General features: G+C 74.8%; 15 protein-coding genes. 3 read left to right on the plus strand and 12 right to left on the minus strand.

From position 1 onward, the window contains the following. Nucleotides 1-16 precede the first annotated feature (16 nt). Both ACFW6A_RS05085 and ACFW6A_RS05090 read left to right on the plus strand, forming a co-directional pair. Nucleotides 17-1,447 (plus strand): lipase maturation factor family protein, encoded by a 1,431-nt coding sequence (locus tag ACFW6A_RS05085; RefSeq protein WP_386638716.1) that lies wholly within the window; start codon nucleotides 17-19, stop codon nucleotides 1,445-1,447. A 131-nt stretch (nucleotides 1,448-1,578) separates the two neighbouring features. Continuing rightward, entirely contained in the window at nucleotides 1,579-3,087 is a 1,509-nt protein-coding gene (locus tag ACFW6A_RS05090) for a hypothetical protein (protein ID WP_386638719.1), read from the plus strand. Between the two features lie 174 nt (nucleotides 3,088-3,261). Here the strand turns inward: ACFW6A_RS05090 and ACFW6A_RS05095 are convergent, their stop codons facing one another. The 3 genes from ACFW6A_RS05095 to ACFW6A_RS05105 all read right to left on the minus strand — a co-directional run bounded on the left by ACFW6A_RS05095 (nucleotide 3,262) and on the right by ACFW6A_RS05105 (nucleotide 5,985). Then, nucleotides 3,262-3,432, minus strand: coding sequence for a hypothetical protein (locus tag ACFW6A_RS05095; RefSeq protein ID WP_169091519.1), 171 nt, complete (start codon nucleotides 3,430-3,432; stop codon nucleotides 3,262-3,264). A 278-nt stretch (nucleotides 3,433-3,710) separates the two neighbouring features. Beyond that, on the minus strand, nucleotides 3,711-5,186 hold the full coding sequence (locus tag ACFW6A_RS05100; protein WP_351854182.1) for an SDR family NAD(P)-dependent oxidoreductase: 1,476 nt from the start codon (nucleotides 5,184-5,186) through the stop codon (nucleotides 3,711-3,713). 67 nt (nucleotides 5,187-5,253) lie between these two features. Beyond that, a complete protein-coding gene (locus ACFW6A_RS05105) occupies nucleotides 5,254-5,985 on the minus strand; it encodes an IucA/IucC family C-terminal-domain containing protein (RefSeq protein ID WP_386638722.1) in 732 nt (243 codons plus the stop codon). A gap of 365 nt (nucleotides 5,986-6,350) precedes the next feature. Here ACFW6A_RS05105 and ACFW6A_RS05110 point away from each other — a divergent pair, with 365 nt between their 5' ends. Beyond that, on the plus strand, nucleotides 6,351-7,361 hold the full coding sequence (locus tag ACFW6A_RS05110) for a DMT family transporter (RefSeq protein ID WP_386638725.1): 1,011 nt from the start codon (nucleotides 6,351-6,353) through the stop codon (nucleotides 7,359-7,361). On the opposite strand, the gene ACFW6A_RS05115 is transcribed toward ACFW6A_RS05110, so the two are convergent. From ACFW6A_RS05115 to ACFW6A_RS05155, 9 genes are all read right to left on the minus strand, one after another. Continuing rightward, entirely contained in the window at nucleotides 7,242-8,645 is a 1,404-nt protein-coding gene (locus ACFW6A_RS05115; RefSeq protein ID WP_386638728.1) for a transglycosylase family protein, read from the minus strand. The two genes, ACFW6A_RS05110 and ACFW6A_RS05115, sit on opposite strands and share 120 nt — an antisense overlap. A 443-nt stretch (nucleotides 8,646-9,088) precedes the next feature. Beyond that, the gene (locus ACFW6A_RS05120; protein ID WP_351854190.1) at nucleotides 9,089-9,448 is read right to left on the minus strand and encodes a GNAT family N-acetyltransferase; all 360 of its coding nucleotides are present in this window, start codon (nucleotides 9,446-9,448) and stop codon (nucleotides 9,089-9,091) included. Between the two features lie 17 nt (nucleotides 9,449-9,465). Continuing rightward, a complete protein-coding gene (gene panD, locus ACFW6A_RS05125) occupies nucleotides 9,466-9,891 on the minus strand; it encodes an aspartate 1-decarboxylase (protein WP_351109463.1) in 426 nt (141 codons plus the stop codon). Between the two features lie 199 nt (nucleotides 9,892-10,090). Continuing rightward, the gene (locus ACFW6A_RS05130) at nucleotides 10,091-11,677 is read right to left on the minus strand and encodes an MFS transporter (protein ID WP_386638730.1); all 1,587 of its coding nucleotides are present in this window, start codon (nucleotides 11,675-11,677) and stop codon (nucleotides 10,091-10,093) included. Nucleotides 11,678-11,979: 302 nt separating this feature from the next. After that, entirely contained in the window at nucleotides 11,980-12,450 is a 471-nt protein-coding gene (locus tag ACFW6A_RS05135) for a MarR family transcriptional regulator (RefSeq protein ID WP_351854195.1), read from the minus strand. A 27-nt stretch (nucleotides 12,451-12,477) separates the two neighbouring features. After that, the gene (locus tag ACFW6A_RS05140) at nucleotides 12,478-13,155 is read right to left on the minus strand and encodes an alpha/beta hydrolase fold domain-containing protein (protein WP_386638733.1); all 678 of its coding nucleotides are present in this window, start codon (nucleotides 13,153-13,155) and stop codon (nucleotides 12,478-12,480) included. Nucleotides 13,156-13,249: 94 nt separating this feature from the next. Next, on the minus strand, nucleotides 13,250-13,702 hold the full coding sequence (locus ACFW6A_RS05145; protein WP_386638736.1) for a hypothetical protein: 453 nt from the start codon (nucleotides 13,700-13,702) through the stop codon (nucleotides 13,250-13,252). Nucleotides 13,703-13,893: 191 nt separating this feature from the next. Beyond that, nucleotides 13,894-14,997 carry a 3-oxoacyl-ACP synthase III family protein gene (locus ACFW6A_RS05150; RefSeq protein ID WP_351856073.1) on the minus strand — a complete coding sequence of 368 codons (1,104 nt, stop codon included), beginning with the start codon at nucleotides 14,995-14,997 and terminating at the stop codon, nucleotides 13,894-13,896. 36 nt (nucleotides 14,998-15,033) lie between these two features. Beyond that, entirely contained in the window at nucleotides 15,034-17,397 is a 2,364-nt protein-coding gene (locus tag ACFW6A_RS05155; protein ID WP_351856076.1) for a beta-ketoacyl-[acyl-carrier-protein] synthase family protein, read from the minus strand.

Consider the following 17,397-nt stretch of genomic DNA (forward strand, 5'->3'; position numbering starts at 1 on the left):
GCCGATACTGGAGGCGATGGAGTGGTTCACCGCGCCCGAGCTGTGGATGGGCCGGACCGTCTTCCAGCGCGGCCTGGCGGTGCTGTACTGCGTGGCGTTCCTGTCGGCCGCGCTCCAGTTCCGGGCGCTCATCGGCGAGCGCGGCATGCTCCCCGTACCGGCGTACCTGCGCCGCACCACCCCGCTCCGCTCCCCCTCGCTCTTCCACTGGCGCTACTCGGACCGCCTCTTCGCGACGGTCGCCTGGTCGGGCGCCGCCCTCGCGGCGGCGCTCGCGGCGGGCGCGGGGGACGCGGTGCCGCTCCCGGTCGCCATGCTGGGGTGGCTGGCGCTGTGGGGCCTCTACCTGTCGATCGTGAACGTCGGCCAGACCTGGTACGCCTTCGGCTGGGAGTCGCTGCTCCTGGAGACCGGCTTCCTCGCGGTCTTCCTCGGCAACGACGACGTCGCCCCGCCGCTCCTCGTCCTCCTGCTGCTCCGCTGGCTGCTCTTCCGCGTCGAGTTCGGCGCCGGCCTCATCAAGATCCGCGGCGACGCCTGCTGGCGGCAGCTCACCTGCCTCTGCCACCACCACGAGACCCAGCCGATGCCCGGCCCGCTGAGCTGGTTCTTCCACCGGCTCCCGCGCCCCCTGCACCGCGTCGAGGCGGCCGCCAACCACGTCGTCCAGCTCGGCGTGCCCTTCTTCCTCTTCGCCCCGCAGCCGGTGGCCTCGGTCGCGGCCGGCCTGATGATCGCCACCCAGCTGTGGCTGGTGCTCTCCGGCAACTTCGCGTGGCTCAACTGGCTCACGATCGTCCTCGCCGCCCCGGCCCTCGACCTGTCGGCGTTCGCCGGCGACCACCCCCGCCCCGACCCGCCGCTCTGGTACGCGGTCCTGGTCGTCGCCCTCACCGCCCTGGTGCTGGTCCGCAGCCACCGGCCGGTCCGCAACCTCCTCTCCCGCCACCAGTCCATGAACCGCTCCTACGACCCCTTCCACCTGGTCAACACCTACGGCGCCTTCGGCACCGTCGGCCGCGTCCGGGACGAGATCGTCGTCGAGGGCACCACGGACGAGACCCCGGGGCCGGACACCGAGTGGCGGGAGTACGGCTTCAAGGGCAAGCCCGGCGACCCCCGCCGGTGGCCCCGCCAGTTCGCGCCGTACCACCTGCGGCTGGACTGGCTGATGTGGTTCGCGGCGCTCTCGCCCGGATACGCGCGGGCCTGGTTCGGGGCCTTCGTGGAGCGGCTGCTCGCCGCCGACCGGGACACGCTGCGGCTGCTCGCGCACGATCCGTTCGCCGGCGCGCCCCCGGTGCACGTCCGGGCCCGGCTCTACCGCTACCGCTTCTCCACCTGGGGCGAGCTGCGGGCGACCGGCGCCTGGTGGCAGCGGCGGCTGGTGCGGGAGTACCTGCCGCCGGTGCGGCTCGACACCCCGCCCGGACCGTCCGCTCCCTGACCCCCGGCACCCGCCCGCGCCCCGGCGGTTCTGACGGACTCTCCCGCCGGGCCTTGTCCGCGCGGCGGCGGATCCCTAGCGTCGGCCGTTTGCCCCTTCCGACGCCTTCCGCCCCGAACGAGGTACGAGAAATGAGACAGACGGCGCGCCGCCTGGCGGTGCTGTGTTCCGCGCTGTTCGCGCTGATGGCCCTGACCCCCGCGCAGGCCCAGGCGGTGGAGAGCCGGCCCGTGCCCGTCACGGCGAGCGACAAGTACGCGCTCAGGTCCGTGGGCGCCGGAAACCTCTACGTGTCGGTGGAGCTCTCCAAGACCGGCAGCGGGGAGGCCATGCTGCGCGCGCGGACCTCCGCCGCCTCGCTCGCCGACCTGGGGTCGTGGGAGAAGTTCACGCTGCACACCGACGACAAGGGCGTGACCGCCACCCTGCGTTCGGAGGCGAACGGCAACTACGTCACGACCGAGCGCGGCTACACGGGGAGCTACCAGAACCTGCTGCGCGCCCGGGGCGCCACCTCCGGCGACTGGGAGAAGCTCACGCTGGAGAAGCAGGCCGACGGCACGTACGCGCTGAAGGCCGCCACGAACGACGGCTACCGGTACGTGACCGCCGAGGTCCAGGACCCCGGTGAGGACGCCGGACTGCTGCGCGCCCGCGGCACCTCCGTCGGCTCCTGGCAGAAGTTCCAGCTCGTCTACCTCGCCGAGGAGAACGCGAGCGACCTCGGGGGCCGTCCCGCCCCCGCCTCCCCCGCTCCGGCCGCCGACTTCCGCGTGATGTCGTGGAACGTCTGCGCCAACCACAACTCCGCCTGCGGCAACCACCGCGTGGAGGGCCCGTCCCTGGGCTCGCAGATCACCGCCCGGATGGGCACCGACGCGGAGGCGCGGACGTACCGCGCCGTCTTCCTCCAGGAGATGTGCGAGTCGCACGCCAAGTCCGTCGAGACCGCCCTGGAGGCGAAGACGGGCACCGGCTGGGACGTGCGCTTCGCCCCCGTCAAGTTCACCGTCGACGGATCCTCGCTGGAGGCCGCGCGGACCTGTGACAACGCCGGTTCGACGGGCGCCTGGAAGGACCGCGGCTCCTACGGCATCGGACTCGCCCTGCCGGACGCCAACGAGTGGTACCACTCGTACGACCTGCCGTCCCCGCAGAACAGGACCGTCGACGGCACCTGGGTGCGCATGGAGCAGCGGGCCGGCCTGTGCGCCGTCCTCCCGGCGCAGGCCCTGCAGTTCTGCACCGCCCACTTCAGCGCAGGCCTGCCGACGGACGACGCGGACGGCACGAAGCGCGCGGAGCAGGCCGCGGAGATGCAGAAGATGGTCCGCTCGTACACCATGCCCGGCTACCGGACCGTCTACGGCGGCGACTTCAACGCCGTCCCGCCGGACTCCGCCTCGCCGGACACCCCCAAGGACGTCCTGGTCTCCGCCTACGCGGCGGACGAGGAGTGCGACGAGGGGCTGTCGAGCACGCGTCCGCGCGACGGCCGGTCGACGAAGCCGCTGGCGACCCGCAGCATCAAGATCGACTACCTGTTCGGCCCTCCGTCGGGCACCGTCGTGTCGTGCGCGGTGGCGACCGACGCGGGCCGGTCGGACCACTACCCGATCACGGCCCGGTTCAGCTTCTGAGGCTTCTCCGTTTTCCGAGGCTTCCGCGGCTTCCGCGGTCTCCGAGGCTTCCGCGGCTTCCGGGCGAGGGCCGGACCGCGCGACGGTGCCCCCGGCCGGAGGGGCCGGGGGCACCGGAGTCGTGCGGGCCGCGCCGGGGCGGGTCAGCCGACGGCTCCTCGCGTCGGGCGGCGATCAGTCGATGCCCGGCAGGATGTGGGGCTCGGCGAGGTCGTCCTCGTAGCCCGCGAGGCGGATCGGGGCCGAGCGGGCCCACACTTCGAGGCTGCCCAGCTCGCCGTTGCGCCGCTGCCGTTCGGAAGGCTCCGACGGTCGGGGTTCCTGCTTCGTCAGTTCGGGTGTCACCGCGCACTCCTTTGTGTCGCGTCAGGGGGAGACGTAAGGCCGTTCGGTCGCGGTGGCGCCGGTCGTCGGGCGGGACCGCGGCCGGGGTGGGCGGCCAGTCCCCTGGCCGGCTATGGAGCGGGTGTCGCTCCGGTGGCCGACCGTGGGCATCAGACTAACCAAATGAGCGCGGTTGCGCTCTACCGGGCTCAAAAGTGTGACGCGTTCGGGTGACGGAGACCGAAAGAGCGCCCTTTCCGGCGGAAAGGGCGCTCTTTCGGGGGTGGCCGGACGGCGGCCTACCACTTGCCGGGGAAGTAGTCCTTCATGAAGACGCCGTACAGGTCCTCGCCGGCCTCGCCGCGGACCACCGGGTCGTAGACGCGGGCGGCGCCGTCGACCAGGTCGAGCGGGGCGTGGAAGCCCGCCTCGGCGAGCCGCAGCTTCTCGAAGTGCGGGCGCTCGTCGGTGATCCAGCCGGTGTCGACCGAGGTCATGAGGATCTTGTCGGTCTCGAACATCTCCTGGGCGCTGGTCCGGGTCACCATGTTCATGGCGGCCTTCGCGGCGTTGGTGTTCGGGTGTCCGGCGCCCTTGTAGCCGCGGTTGAAGACGCCCTCCATGGCGGAGACGTTCACGACGTACGCCCGGCCGCTGGCGGCCTGCGCCGCGGCCTTCGCCATCGACGGGCGCAGCGCGCTGATCAGGATGAACGGCGAGGTGTAGTTGCAGAGCTGGGTCTCCAGGAGCTCCACCGGGGAGATCTGGTCGATGGTCTGCACCCAGGTGTTGGACTCCACCACGTCCGGGAGGAGCCCGCCGGCGTCGATCGCGGTGCCCGCGGCGTACTGCTCCAGGCTCGCGTTGCCCGCGACCAGGGCGAGGTCGGCGACCTTCTGGGCGTCGAGGCCGCTGGTGCCGACGGGCAGCGCGGCCAGACCGTCGACGGCGCCGGAGTTGAAGGCTCCGATGACGTGGTGGGCGGGCAGTTCGCCGGCCGGCAGCGGGGCGCTCTCGCCGTCGACCAGGGCCGCGTAGGCGGAGGGCAGCCGGCGCACGGTCTGCGTGGCGTTGTTGATCAGGATGTCGAGCGGGCCCGCCGCGGCGACCTGCTCGGCGAGGGCCACCGCCTGGGCCGGGTCGCGCAGGTCGATGCCGACGACCTCCAGCCGGTGGAGCCACTCCGCCGAGTCCTCCATCGCCTTGAAGCGGCGGATGGCGTCCTTGGGGAAGCGGGTGGTGATCGTGGTGTGGGCGCCGTCGCGGAGCAGCCGCAGCGCGATGTACATGCCGATCTTGGCCCGGCCGCCGGTGAGCAGGGCGCGCTTGCCGGTGAGGTCGGCGCGGACGTCCCGCTTGGAGCGGTTGAGGGCCGCGCAGTCCTGGCAGAGCTGGTGGTAGAAGTAGTCGACCTCGACGTACCGGGTCTTGCAGGTGTAGCAGGACCGGGGGCGCTGGAGTATGCCCGCGATCTTGCCGGCCTCGGTGACGGAGGAGGGCAGGATGCCCTCGGTCTCGTCGTCGATGCGCTGGGCGGAGCCGGTCGCGGTGGCCTCGGTGACCGCCCGGTCGTGGGCGGTCTTCGCGGCCCGGCGGTCCTGGCGGCGGCGCTGCTTGACCGTGCGGTAGATGCCGGCGGTGGCGCGGCGGACGGCGATCGCGTCCGGGTGGTCGACGTCGATCTTGTCGAGCTCGTCGAGCACGCTCAGGCAGACGGCCAGGCGCTCGGGGTCGATGCCCGGCCCGTACTCCTGGGTTTCTTCAGTCACCGTCATGGCCTTCGTCGTTCCTCGATCGCTCGCGGGCGGGCGCGCTGCCGCCGGGGGTCGTGAAGAATCAACTCTACGGAGCGGGGGGCCGCCGCTCCAAACCCGTTCCCGGGGCGTGGTCGAACACACAGTCGCCGCACAGACCGCCGGCGGGGCAGCGGTAGTAGAGGCAGCAGCTGGCGCGGCGCAGGGCGGGGCCCCGGACGGTGCCCGCGAGGTCCGGGTGGTCCAGGAGGCCCCGGACGAGGGCGGCGGCCCGGTCGGCGGCCTCGGGCCGGTCGTGGGCGCGGGCCCAGCGGATCAGCTCGCGCAGGGCGCCGGCGAGGGCCGAGCCCGCGTTGCCCCACAGCAGCCTCGGCGAGATCCGGCCGTCGCGGGCGAAGGCGGCGTGCAGCGGGACGAGGTGCGCCTCCTGGACGGCCTCGCGGAGCGCGGCGACCGTGGCCGGGCGGGTGGCGGTGCCGCCCCACCACAGGTCGTCCGGGGAGCCGAGGGCCGGGTCCCAGTGCAGGTCGGCGGGGTCGAGGGCGGGGAAGCGGCCGTGCAGGGCGGCGGGGCCGAGCGCCGTCGACCAGAGGCGGGCGGCGAGCCCCAGGTGTGCGACGGAGGCGCCGACGCGCCGCTCGGGGGCGCCGAGCCGGGCGGCGACCCGGTCCACGCGCGCGTGGAGGGGCGCGTCGCCCTCGGCCCCTCCCCCGTACAGGCGGGCGAGGGGGCGGTGTTCGCCGCCGGTGGGCGGCGGGGCGGTCCGCAGGGCGAAGAAGCCGCCCGGGCCACCGGACGCGACGCTCGTCTCGGACTCCACCGATTCCCCCGATTCTCCCGGCTCCACCGATTCCCCCGGTCCCCCGGTTCTCCGGTCCCCTGGTTCCCCGCCGGCACGGCCCGGCGGTGCGGCGTTCACCGTATCCCGCGCCCGGGCCGGGGATCTTCCGGGCCAAAGTGGACCGGTGGGGGCGGCGACTGGCTCGGATTGTGGTGCGCGCCCGGTCGCGCGGAGCCGTGCCGGTACCGCTCCGCGCGGCCGTTTCGACCCCTTTCCCACCGCTCTGACCTGCGATGGCGTACGACTCCCGGCGTACGCGGAGGGCGCGTACTGCGTCGGCGGTACCGGTGAAGGCCTTCCCTGGTCTGACGACGGGAACGGCCCGGGGAGCGATCGTGGAGGGTATGAGCCCCCTCCTGCTGTCCGTCCTCCTGTCGCTGGTCTCCGCGGTCGCCTACGCGGGCGCGGCGATCGTGCAGGAACGGGTCGCCGCGGCCGCCACCGGGCCGACCTACGCGCCGCTGCGCAATCCGGTCTGGTGGAGTGCCGTGCTGCTCAACGGGCTGGGCGCGGCCCTGCACGTGGTCGCCCTCGCCTACGGCCCGCTCAGCGTGGTGCAGCCGCTGGGCGCGCTCACCATCGTCTTCGCGCTGCCGATGGCCGCGCTGTTCGTCCGGCGCCCGGCGGGCCGGCGGGCCTGGCACGGGGCGCTGATGGCCACGGCGGGGCTCGCCGGCCTGCTCAGCGTGACCGCCGGCGGCGAGGGCCGCACCCCCGGCGCCGGGGAGCGCTGGCTGCTGGCCGGCGCCACCTTCGCGGTGGTGGCGGCGCTGTTCGCGCTGGCCCGGCTCGCCGGGCGGACCGCGCTGCGCGGGGTGGCGCTGGCCGCGGCGGCGGGCGTGGCCTTCGGTGTGGCGTCGGTCTTCACCAAGGCCGTCGCGGAGGAGTGGACGGCGGACGCGCCGCTCGCCGAGTGGGGCTCCGCGCTGGTCCTGTCGGCGCTGGCGGTCACCGGTCTGCTGCTGTCCCAGGCGTCCTACCGGGGCGCCGGGCTCGCCGCCCCGCTCGCCACGGTCACCGTCGTCAACCCCGTGGTGGCCGCCACCGTCGGCCTCACCCTCTTCGGCGAGGGCTTCCGGTACGGGGCGGCCGGCGCGGTCGCGGCGCTGGTCTGCGGCGCGGTCGCGGCGGGCGGTCTGGTCGAGCTGACCCTGGACCGGCTGGCCCGCCCCGGCGCGGACGGGCCCGGCCCGCACGGCCCCTCCGGGCCGGAGGGGCCGGCGGGAGCAGCGGGATCAGATGGAGACGCCGCGCGCCCTGAGATAGGCCAGGGGGTCGATGTCGGAGCCGTAGCCGGGACCCGTCCGCACCTCGAAGTGGAGGTGCGGCCCCGAGCTGTTGCCGGTCGATCCTGAGCGCCCGATGCGCTGCCCCCCGGTGACCCGCTGCCCCTCGCGGACGGAGACGGCGGAGAGGTGGGCGTACTGGCTGTAGCGCCCGTCGTCGTGGCGGACGACGATCTGGTAGCCGTACGCGCCGCCCCACCCGGCGGAGACGATCTTCCCGTCGGAGACGGCCTTGACGGTGGTGCCGGTGGGCACGGGGAAGTCGACGCCCGTGTGGTAGCCGCTGGACCAGGACGAACCGGGCTTGCCGTAGCGGGTGCCGATGTCGGCGGAGACCGGCGCCGAGTAGCGGTCCTCGCGGGGCGCGGCGGGCTTGGGCTTGGGCTTGCTCTGGGGCTTCGGCTGGGGCTTCGGCTGGGGTTTGCTCGCCTGCTGGGGCTTCGGCTTCGGCTGCGTCGACGGCTTCGCCTGCTGCGGCTTCGACGGGGGCTTCTGCTGGGCCGGGGGCTTCGCAGGGGGCGTGCGGTCGGCGGCGGGCCTGACGGCCGGGGGCTTCGCGGCGGGGGCCCGGGTCGCCGGGGGCTTCGCGGGGGCCGTCGGGCGGGCGCTCGCGGGAGGCTTCGCCGGGGCCGTCGGGCGGGCGCTGGGCGGGGGCTTCACCGGGGTGGTGGGGCGGGCGCTCGGCGGGGCGGCGATCCTCAGGGTGAGGCGCTGGCCGGGCAGGATCAGGTCGGGGTCGTCCCCGACGACCTTGCGGTTGATCTCGTACAGGCGCTGCCAGCCACCGCCCACCCGTTCGTCGCGGGCGATCGCGGAGAGCGAGTCCCCGGGGGTGACGGTGTACATCTCGCGGACGGTCGGCACGGTCGTCGGACCGGGCTTCGCGGACGGTTCGCGCGGTAAGGCGCGCTGGGCGGGCAGCGAGGCGGTCCGTACGTCGTTCCCGCCGCCGCCGGAGTCGTCCGGCGCGGGACCGCCGCGGGAGAGTCCGGCGCGGCTGCCGCAGGCGGGCCAGGCGCCGGGCCCCTGGCCCTTGAGGACCCGCTCGGCCACGGCGATCTGCTGGTCCTTGGAGGCGAGGTCGGCGCGGGGCGCGAACTCGCGGCCGCCGTACGCCTCCCAGGTGGACTGGCTGAACTGGAGGCCGCCGAAGTAGCCGTTCCCGGTGTTGATGCGCCAGTTGGAGGAGGACTCGCAGGACGCGACCTTCTCCCAGACGTCGAGCGAGGCCGCATGGGCGGCCCCCGCGCCGATGAGGGGCAGCGCGATGCCGGCCCCTCCGGCGGTGACGGTGAGCGAGGCGCGGTTGATCCGGCTCGGCTGGTGGCGGCGGTGACGTCCGCGTACGGCCATGGGCCCCCCTAGAACACAGCGACAGCGGTCCAAGTTACGGGGGTCGCACGCTGTGTGACAAGCCGGATGCGGAAGTCCGCCACGGAGGCGGACTTCCGTACCTCACCGGTCCGTTGGCGGTCCGCACGGTCCGCCGCCGCGCCCGGCGGGGCCGGGCTGCGGCTGCGGTTCGGGCGCCGGTACGGGGCCGCCGGGCTGCGGCGGGGCCGGCGGTACGGGGTCGGGCGGCGCGGGCACCGGGTTCGGCGGCGGCACCGGCGGCGGCGAGGGCTCCGGCGGCGGGATCGGCGACGGCGGCAGCGGGTCGGGATACGGATGGGTCATGACAGCCTCCCGGTCGACGGCCCCCCGGTTCTTCCCCCACCTTCTCCTGTCCGCCTTTCGCCCGCATATTCCGGAGCGGCACGTGCGCGCCACTCCGGGTCACCGGCGCGGGAGGCGCCTCACCACAGCCCGGGGGTGGCCGCCAGCTGCCTCTTGGCGGCGCGGACCGCCTCCGCGGAGGGCGGCGGGGCGTCCTCGGGGTGCCGCTCGGCCCACTTGGCGGCGTACGGGCAGAGCGGCACGACGGGGACGCCCTCGCGGGCGGCGATCGCGTAGAACTCGCGGACGAGCGCGCCCGCGATCCCCCGCCCCTCGTGGTCGGCGTCGACGACGGTGTGGACGACGACGAGGGCGTGCGGCTCCTCGTCGAGGGCGAAGTGGACGATCACGCCGGCGAAGACGCCGTCGACGTACGCCTCCAGCCGCCCCTTCTCCCGCACGTCACGGATGACCGGCTCGACCGCCCGCTGCTCCGCCATTCCGCACGCTCCTTCGCTCAGACGGCCGCCGGCACCGCGTGCGGCGGACGCACCGTGTCGCTGCCGGGCACGGGCGCCGAGGCGTCGGCACCCAGCTCCACGATGCGGTTCGCGCCGTCAACGTGCACGACGCGCGGCACGTGGGCGCGGGCCTCGGCGTCGTCCATCTGGGCGTAACTGATGAGGATGACCAGGTCGCCGGGGTGCACCAGATGCGCGGCGGCCCCGTTGATCCCGATGACCCCGGACCCCCGCTCCCCCTCGATGACGTAGGTCTCCAGACGGGCGCCGTTGGTGATGTCGACGATGTGGACGAGCTCGCCGGGCAGCAGATCGGCGGCGTCCAGCAGATCCGCGTCGACGGTGACGGACCCGACGTAGTGGAGGTCCGCCTGGGTGACGGTGGCGCGGTGGATCTTGGACTTGAACAGAGTGCGCAGCATGTTGGACTCCTGTAAGACGGCTCCCTGCCTGCTTCGTGCAGGTCAAGGGCGGCCTCGACCCTACACCGACGCCCCCGTCCGGCGTTTGTGAGGAACATCGCCCCGGCCGGGCTGGACGGCTCCCCGGCTGCGGCACGTGCTTCCTCTCGTTCTCGGCGTGCTCGTCGTCGGCGCACACCCGGGTGGGGTGGCGCCGTCCTCAGTGGTGGGTGTGGGCGGGGGGCCGGCGGACGCCGACGAGGGCCAGGGCGGCGCCGGCCACGCAGAGGGTTCCCGCGGTCAGGACGGCCGTGTGGACGCCGTTCATGAAGGCGTGGTGACTGCCTTCGACGATCGCCGCCGTGAGCTGCGCGGGCGTGTCGGCGGTGACGGGGGCGATGCCCATGGCGACCGCGTCCTCGGCCTCCAGCAGTGCGGTGGCCGCGGGGGCGGGGACGCCCGCCGAGGTGAGTTCGCCGGTGAGGGTGGTGCCGACGCGGCCGGCGATGAGGGACACGAGGACGGAGGTGCCGAGGGCGCCCCCGATCTGGAGGGCGGTGGCCTGCAGCCCGCCGGCGACGCCGGCGTCCCTGACGGGGGCGTTGCCGACGATGGCGTCGGAGGAGGAGGCCATGACCATGCCGACGCCGAGGCCGAGGGCGATGAACGGCGGCCACATGAGGCCGTAGGCGCTGTCGGCGTCCCAGGTGAGCATGGCGAAGCACGCGACGGCCTGGAGGGCCATGCCGAGGGGCATGGTGAGGCGCGGGCCGTACTTGTCGGTGAGCGCGGCGCCGAGCGGGGAGGCGACGACGGAGGCGAGGCTGAGGGGGAGGGTCCGCACGCCGGCCTCGACGGGGGTGAAGCCGCGGACGTTCTGCAGGTAGATCATGACGAAGAAGATCACGCCGAGCAGGACGAAGAAGTTCAGGGCGGTGATGAGCGCGCCGATGGTCAGGGCCGGGTTGCGGAACAGGCGCATGGGCAGCAGCGGTGAGGCGACCCGGGTCTGCCACCGGCCGAAGAGCACCAGGACCAGCAGGCCGGCGCCGATGGCGCCGAGCGTGCCGGCGGAGGTCCAGCCCCAGGTCTCGCCCTTGACCACGCCGAAGACGAGCGCGAGAAGGCCGGCGGCGAGCAGCACGACGCCGAGGGCGTCGAACTTCTCCCGCGCGGCGTGGTCGTTGCGGCTCTGCGGCAGGACGGCCGCGCTGAAGACGAGGGCGAGGACGCCGATGGGCGCGTTGACGTAGAAGACGGACTCCCAGCCGACGTGCTGGACGAGGAAGCCGCCGACGATGGGGCCGAGGGCGGTGGAGACCGAGGAGACCATCGCCCAGATGCCGACGGCCATGCCGAACTTCTTCGGCGGGAAGACCGCGCGCAGCAGGCCCAGGGTGTTGGGCATCAGCAGGGCGCCGAAGAAGCCCTGGACGGCCCGGAAGGCGATGACGCCCTCGATGGAGCCGGCCAGGCCGATGGCGACCGAGGCGAGGGTGAAGCCCGCGACGCCCACCAGGTAGAAGGTGCGGCGGCCGAAGCGGTCGCCGAGCTTGCCGCCGAGGATGAGGGCGGCGGCGAGGGCGAGCAGGTAGGAGTTGGTCACCCACTGCAGGTCGGAGGTGGACGCGTGGAGGTCGCGGCCGATCTCGGGGTTGGCGATCGAGACGACGGAGCCGTCGAGACCGACCATGAACAGGCCGAAGGCGACGGCTGCCAGGGTCAACCACGGGTGGGAGCGGCGGTCGTTCGCCTTCTCGACGGGCGGGGAGTGGGACGGTTCGGCCAGGGTGCCGGCGGAGGCCATGGGTGTGGTCTTTCGTCGTGAGCGTGGTGAGCGTGGTGAGTGTCGTGAGCGTGGTGAGCGTCGTGAGGAAACGCCGAGCCGGCGCACGGCGCCCCGGGGGGGGCGGCCGGCTGTGGCTGGCGGGAAGGAAACGGCGCGGAGGACCCCGGCGCGCTTACCGGGCACGCTGCGGCCCGGTGGGCACGTCGGGGCTCCGGGACTCCGGAGCCCCGATACTCCGGGGCTCGGATACTCCGGGGCCTCGGATACTCCGGGGCCCCGGATGTTCCGGGGCCCGGATGTTCCGGGGTTCCGGAAAGGGGTCAGCGCGCGGTGTGCAGGCGCTCGTTGAGCTCCTGGAGGGAGCCCAGGGCGGAGCCGAGGGCGTCGAGTTCGCCGTCGGTCATCGTCCGCAGGACCTGCGCGGCGCGGTCTCCCATGAGCTGCGTGACCTCGCCGACGCGCTGCCGCGCGGCCGGGGTGAGGTGCAGGTGGGCGATCCGCTTGTCCGTGCCGTCCTGACGGCGTTCGAGGAGCCCCTGCTCGGTGAGCTGGGTGACCAGGGCGCTGACGTTGTTCGGCTTCATCCGCACCGCTTCGGCGGCCTCGCGGACCGTGGTGCCGCCGTGGGTCTCGACGTACCGCAGCAGCGCGAGCTGGGCGTCGGAGGGCCTGGGGTGCGGGTAGTGCCGGTCGACGTGCCGTTCCAGGGCCCGGGCCAGCGCGGGCAGGCACGCCGCGAGGCCGAGGGCCAGGCGGTCGATGTCCTGGTGGGACGCGCTGTTCGGGGGCATACCCCGACCTTAGCTATGCAGAAATACCTATGTCAAAAGACTCATTGCTTCGGGCGGGCCCGGGCGCGGGTGCCTCGGCGACGCGTCCGGAGGCCTGCGGCACTCGCCGGTGGGGCACCGGCGGGCCCGGCCATGCCGTCCCGGGCCGTGGCGGGACGGGTGGGTCGGCGAGACGGAGGAGCAGGGCGGCGGCGATGTACCGCATCTTGCCGAGAGGGCGGTGCCGGCGGCCAGGCCGGCGACGAGCAGCCGGTCGGGGTCCCTGCCGAGTTCCCGGGCGTGCGCGGCGGTCCAGAGCAGTCCGGCGTAGCAGTCCTCCGCGGGGTACGGGTCGGGGTGCTCGGGGGCGAGCCGGTGGTCGACGGTGACCAGCACGGCGTCCACGCCGTCGCCGCCGGTGAGTTCGGCGACGGCGGCGGCGAGGTCCTCCCCGACCGGGTCGACGACCCGCGCACCCAGCGCGGCCATGAGGGCGCGGCGGTCCGCGCTCGGCTCGGACACCAGCACCCTCTCCACGCCACGGGCCCTGAACGCGGACCGGGCACCGATGCCGACGGGCCCGGCCCCCGCGATGAGCGCGCTGCCGCCCGGCGCGACGCCGCTGCGCGCCACGGCGTGCCGGCCCACCGCCACCGGCTCGACGAGCGCGCCCATCCGCAGGTCCACGCCGTCCGGCAGCACGTGCGGCTTCGAGGCGTCGCACACCGTGCACTCCGACAGGCGGCCGATTCCCGAGGTCCGACCCGCCATGTGCGCGCCCGGGGGACGGCGCCCGGTCCGGGCGGGCCGGTCGCGGTCGTCAGAAGGTCAGGAGGAGGGCCAGGAGGAGGGCGGCCGCCGTGGCCCGCTCGACGCGCTTGTGGGAGCGGTCCAGGGGGGAGCCGGGCGTGCCCCTGCGGTGGTCCTCCCGCGCGGCCGCCCCGCGGGCCAGCTCCGCGTCGAGGCGGAGCTTCCACAGCAGCAGGAGCACCAGGACCGCGCAGCCGGCGAGGCGGAGCCAGGCGCGCTGTCCGCCGCCCAGCAGGAGGAACGCCTCCAGGGGGAGCACCAGGAGGGCGGCCGCCAGGGCTGCCCTGTTGTAGCCCGTCCAGGCCCTCACCATGACCCGTTCGGCCATCGCCGCTCCGTCCGCCGGGGCGGTGGGTCCCTGTTCGGCGAGGAGCGCGGGACGGACCGCCACGACCATGACCACCCCGCCCCCGATCGTGAGGGCGAGGAGCAGCCGCTCCAGGGACAGCAGGAAGTCGAGCACGCGGAAGTCCTGGGGTCGCAGGGATCCCGGGAAGACCCGGACCGGCGGCCAGCATAGGCGTTCGAATCCGGACATCGGCCTGTAACCGCGGGTATCGATAAGGGCGTTCGGAAGGATCCGGCCCCCCGGACGCCGGACGTCGCCCGCCGGCCCGGGAGCTTCTCCCGGGCCGGCGGGCGGTCTCGCGGGGGTCAGGCCTGCGGGGTGTCCTCCCGCCACTCGGCCTCCCACGTCAGGGTCAGCCCCGCGTACAGGTAGCGGCTCGCCTCGATGGCCAGCAGCATGACCGTGTCGCCGGGGCGGATCCGGCCGGTCCGCCACCCCTCGTCGAGGGCGAGCGGGACCGCGGCGGAACCGGTCGCGCCGACGGCGTCCAGGTTCTCGACGATCTTCTTCTGGAGCTCCGCGTAGTCCTCCTTCGGCAGGCCCGCCTCCTCGAACTCGCGGCTGAAGTACTCGGCGTTGCCCTCCGGGAGGACGCAGGCGTCCAGGTCGGAGACGGTCAGGCCGGAGCGTTCGAGCATGTCGCGGAGGCCCTCGACGAACACCCGGGGACCGAACTCGGCGGTGCCGTTGATGTCCAGGCGGATGTCCATGAGCCGGGCCCGCTCGCGCTGGACGGCCAGCGGGGTGTCCGTGCCGCCGCCGACGACCAGCATGCCCGGCTTGCGCCCGCCGCCGAGGCACCCGGTCGCGAAGACCGGGTCCACGCCCGGCCGCGCGGCCGCCGACCCGGCGGGCCCGGCCCGCAGCACCATCGCGCCCGCGCCGTCGCCGAAGGTGTGGGCGGTGAGCCGGTCGCGCATCCGCACCTTCTGCGGGTCGCGGCCCAGGTACACGGGCGCGAGCAGCGGCGAGATGGACTCGGCCCCGATGACCAGGGCGGTGCGGTACGTGCCGTCCGCCAGCAGGCGGCGCGCCGTGTCCAGGGCCTGCACGGCGCCGACGCAGCCCGCCCGGAACTCCATCACGGCGCACCGCTCCAGGCCGAGCCGGTCCATGACCAGGGTGGCCGCGGCGGGCAGCGGGTTGTCGGGGCTCGCCGTCGACATGACGAGGAGGTCGACCTCGGCCGCCTCCACACCGGCCCGCCCCAGCGCCTGCCGGGCCGCGGCCGCCGCCATCTCGGCCGTGCCGGAGTGGTGTTCACCCGTGCGCGGGTCGACGATCCAGTGCCGCTGCCGCACCTCGATGCTCTCCAGCAGGTCGTCGGGGAGCGGACCGCACAGCGACGCCAGGGTCTCGTTGTCGATCGGCGGGCCGGGCAGGTGCGCCCCGGTGCTGAGGACGCTCACGCTCCGGGCTTCTCTGGAAGGGGGGATGGCCATGACTCACGAACGCCTTTCCGGTCGCAGTACGAGACTGATGTGGGTGCCGCCGAGCGACGAGCTGTTGACGAGGACGGGGCCGGCGGGAAGCCCCCGCGACCAGCCCGTGAGGGCCAGGACCGCGTTCAGGTGGGCGCCCGCGCCGACCGGTTCGCCGATCACGCGCTTCGGGGCGTGGACGGGGGCGTCCGCGCCCAGGCGGGCCAGCGCCCGCTCCTCGGGACGGTCGACGGCGGCGACGCCCACCGCGTTGGCCCACACGCCGGTCAGCTCCCCGGGCTCCAGGCCCGCGTCGGCGAGCGCCAGCCGCATGGCCCGGTGCTGGCCCGCGCCCCGGGGGTCCCAGCGGCCCGCGCCGACGGCGTCGTACGCGGCGCCGTGCCCGGTGATCTCCGCCAGCACGTGGGCCCCGCGCGCCCGGGCGTGGGACTCGCGCTCCAGGAGGAGGGTGATGGCGCCCTCGGTGAGCCGGAAGCGCCGGCCGGCGGGGCCGCCGATCAGCGGCAGCCGCCGGTAGGCGTCGATCACGGTGTCCGTGAGGTCGTCGACCGCGGGGCAGAGGACGGCGTCCGCGGTGCCGGTGCGCAGCATGTCGCGGGCGATGCACAGGGCGGAGGCTCCGGCCGCGTGGGCCGCGGTCGCGGTCGAGGTGGGGCCCTTCGCGCCGAGGACCATGGCGATCTGGCCGGCGGCGGCGTTGAAGACGGTGTTGGGGAAGTGGGCGGGGCTGGCCGCCGCCGGGCCCTCCTCCATCACGGGCCGGAAGAAGTCCTCGATGCTGCGGAGCGGGCCGAGCCCGCTGCCGAGCACCACGCCGACCCGGGGGCCCGCCTCCAGGCCCGCCTCGCCCAGCGCCTTGCGGCAGGAGGCGATGGCGAGCTGCCCCAGCCGGTCAACGCGGCGGCGCTCCCGGGGGCTGAGGTGGTCCTTCGCCGGGAACGCGTAGCGGAGCGCCCCGGCGTCCTCCTGCGGCTCCCCGGCCCCGTTCCCGTACGCCTCCCACAGCGCGTCGGCGGAGTCGCCTGCCGCGGTGAGCGCGCCCACCGCGGTGATCACCACACGTTCGTCCCACGGGGCGGTCGGCCGGTTCGGCCGGGGGACGCCCGGGCGCCCGAGGGCGAGGGTGGCGTTGGCGCCGGCGAAGGCGAAGTTGTTCGACAGTGCCGTGTCCATGACGCGGGGACGGGCGCGGCCGGGGACGGCGTCGAGCCCGCAGCGCGGATCGGGCGCGGTGAAGCCCGCGGTGGGCGGCGCGGTCTGCTCGCGCAGGGCGGCGATGGTCGTGATGGCCTCCACGGCGCCCGCGGCGCCCAGCAGGTGGCCGATCATCGACTTGGTGCTGCTCAGGGCCACGTTCCGGGCGGAGGCGCCGAGCGCGGCCCGGACGGCGTTGCTCTCCGCCGAGTCGTTCTTCGGCGTGCCCGTGCCGTGCCCGTTGATGTACGAGACGTCGTCGGCGGTCAGGCCGGAGGTGTCCAGGGCGGCGCGGATCGCCCGCGCGGCGCCCTCGCCGTCCGGGTGCGGGGCCGTGGCGTGGTGCCCGTCGGAGGACAGGCCGTAGCCGAGGACGTCGGCGAGGACCGTGGCGCCGGCGGCCCGCGCCACGGACTCCTCGACGAGGACGAGCATGCCGCTCCCCTCGCCGAGGGACAGTCCGTCGCGGTCCCGGGAGTACGGTGCGGCCGGGGTGCGCGAGAGCGACTCCAGGCTGCTGAAGCCGGCGAACGCGGTCTCGGTGAAGGCGTCGGTGCCGCCGACCAGCATGGCGTCGGCGCGACCGGCCCGGATGGTCTCCAGCGCGTGGGCGACGGCGTGCGCCCCGGAGGCGCAGGCCGTGTTGACGGAGACGACGGGGCCCTTCAGCCCGAAGGCGTCCGCGAGGATCTCGGCGATGCCGTGGGGCGAGACGAGGAGCAGCTGCCGGGCGTCGCCGGGGCGGGCGTCGTCGGTGTGGGCCCGGCGCAGGACCCGCTCCCCGCTGACCGTGCCGCCGTTGCAGCTGCCGAGGGCGACCCCCCAGCGCTCGGGGGCGAGGCCGAGCAGGCCGTGCGGCGCCATGGCCTCCTCGGCCGCGGTGAGCGCGAGGTCGACGGCGGGTTCGCGCTCGGTGGCGCCCAGGCCCGCCACGTAGTCGTAGCCGGCCTCGGGGTAGGGCAGGACCTGGCCGCCGAGGGTCGTCCCGTACCCCTCCATGGAGCGGCCGCGGACCTCCGTGATGGCGACCTGCCCGGCGCTGACCCCCTTCCAGAGCAGGTCGGCGCCGACGCCGTGCGAGGTGACCGCCCCGAGGGCGACCACGACGACCCGCCGGTCCTCCCGGCCCGGCCCGTCGCCGGCCGCCGGGACCGCTTGCTGATCGCTGGTCAT

Origin of the sequence: Streptomyces sp. NPDC058758 (assembly GCF_042746075.1) — a bacterium.
Classification (GTDB): domain Bacteria; phylum Actinomycetota; class Actinomycetes; order Streptomycetales; family Streptomycetaceae; genus Streptomyces.

Excerpts from the sequence above, each read along its gene's own strand:
- ACFW6A_RS05110 (WP_386638725.1), top strand. The coding sequence starts at position 6,351 with ATGAGCCCCCTCCTGCTGTCCGTCCTCCTGTCGCTGGTCTCCGCGGTC.
- ACFW6A_RS05085 (WP_386638716.1), top strand. The coding sequence starts at position 17 with ATGGAGTGGTTCACCGCGCCCGAGCTGTGGATGGGCCGGACCGTCTTC.
- ACFW6A_RS05135 (WP_351854195.1), bottom strand. The coding sequence starts at position 12,450 with ATGCCCCCGAACAGCGCGTCCCACCAGGACATCGACCGCCTGGCCCTC.
- ACFW6A_RS05130 (WP_386638730.1), bottom strand. The coding sequence starts at position 11,677 with ATGGCCTCCGCCGGCACCCTGGCCGAACCGTCCCACTCCCCGCCCGTC.
- ACFW6A_RS05115 (WP_386638728.1), bottom strand. The coding sequence starts at position 8,645 with ATGGCCGTACGCGGACGTCACCGCCGCCACCAGCCGAGCCGGATCAAC.
- panD (WP_351109463.1), bottom strand. The coding sequence starts at position 9,891 with ATGCTGCGCACTCTGTTCAAGTCCAAGATCCACCGCGCCACCGTCACC.
- ACFW6A_RS05120 (WP_351854190.1), bottom strand. The coding sequence starts at position 9,448 with ATGGCGGAGCAGCGGGCGGTCGAGCCGGTCATCCGTGACGTGCGGGAG.
- ACFW6A_RS05090 (WP_386638719.1), top strand. The coding sequence starts at position 1,579 with ATGAGACAGACGGCGCGCCGCCTGGCGGTGCTGTGTTCCGCGCTGTTC.
- ACFW6A_RS05155 (WP_351856076.1), bottom strand. The coding sequence starts at position 17,397 with ATGACCAGCGATCAGCAAGCGGTCCCGGCGGCCGGCGACGGGCCGGGC.
- ACFW6A_RS05100 (WP_351854182.1), bottom strand. The coding sequence starts at position 5,186 with ATGACGGTGACTGAAGAAACCCAGGAGTACGGGCCGGGCATCGACCCC.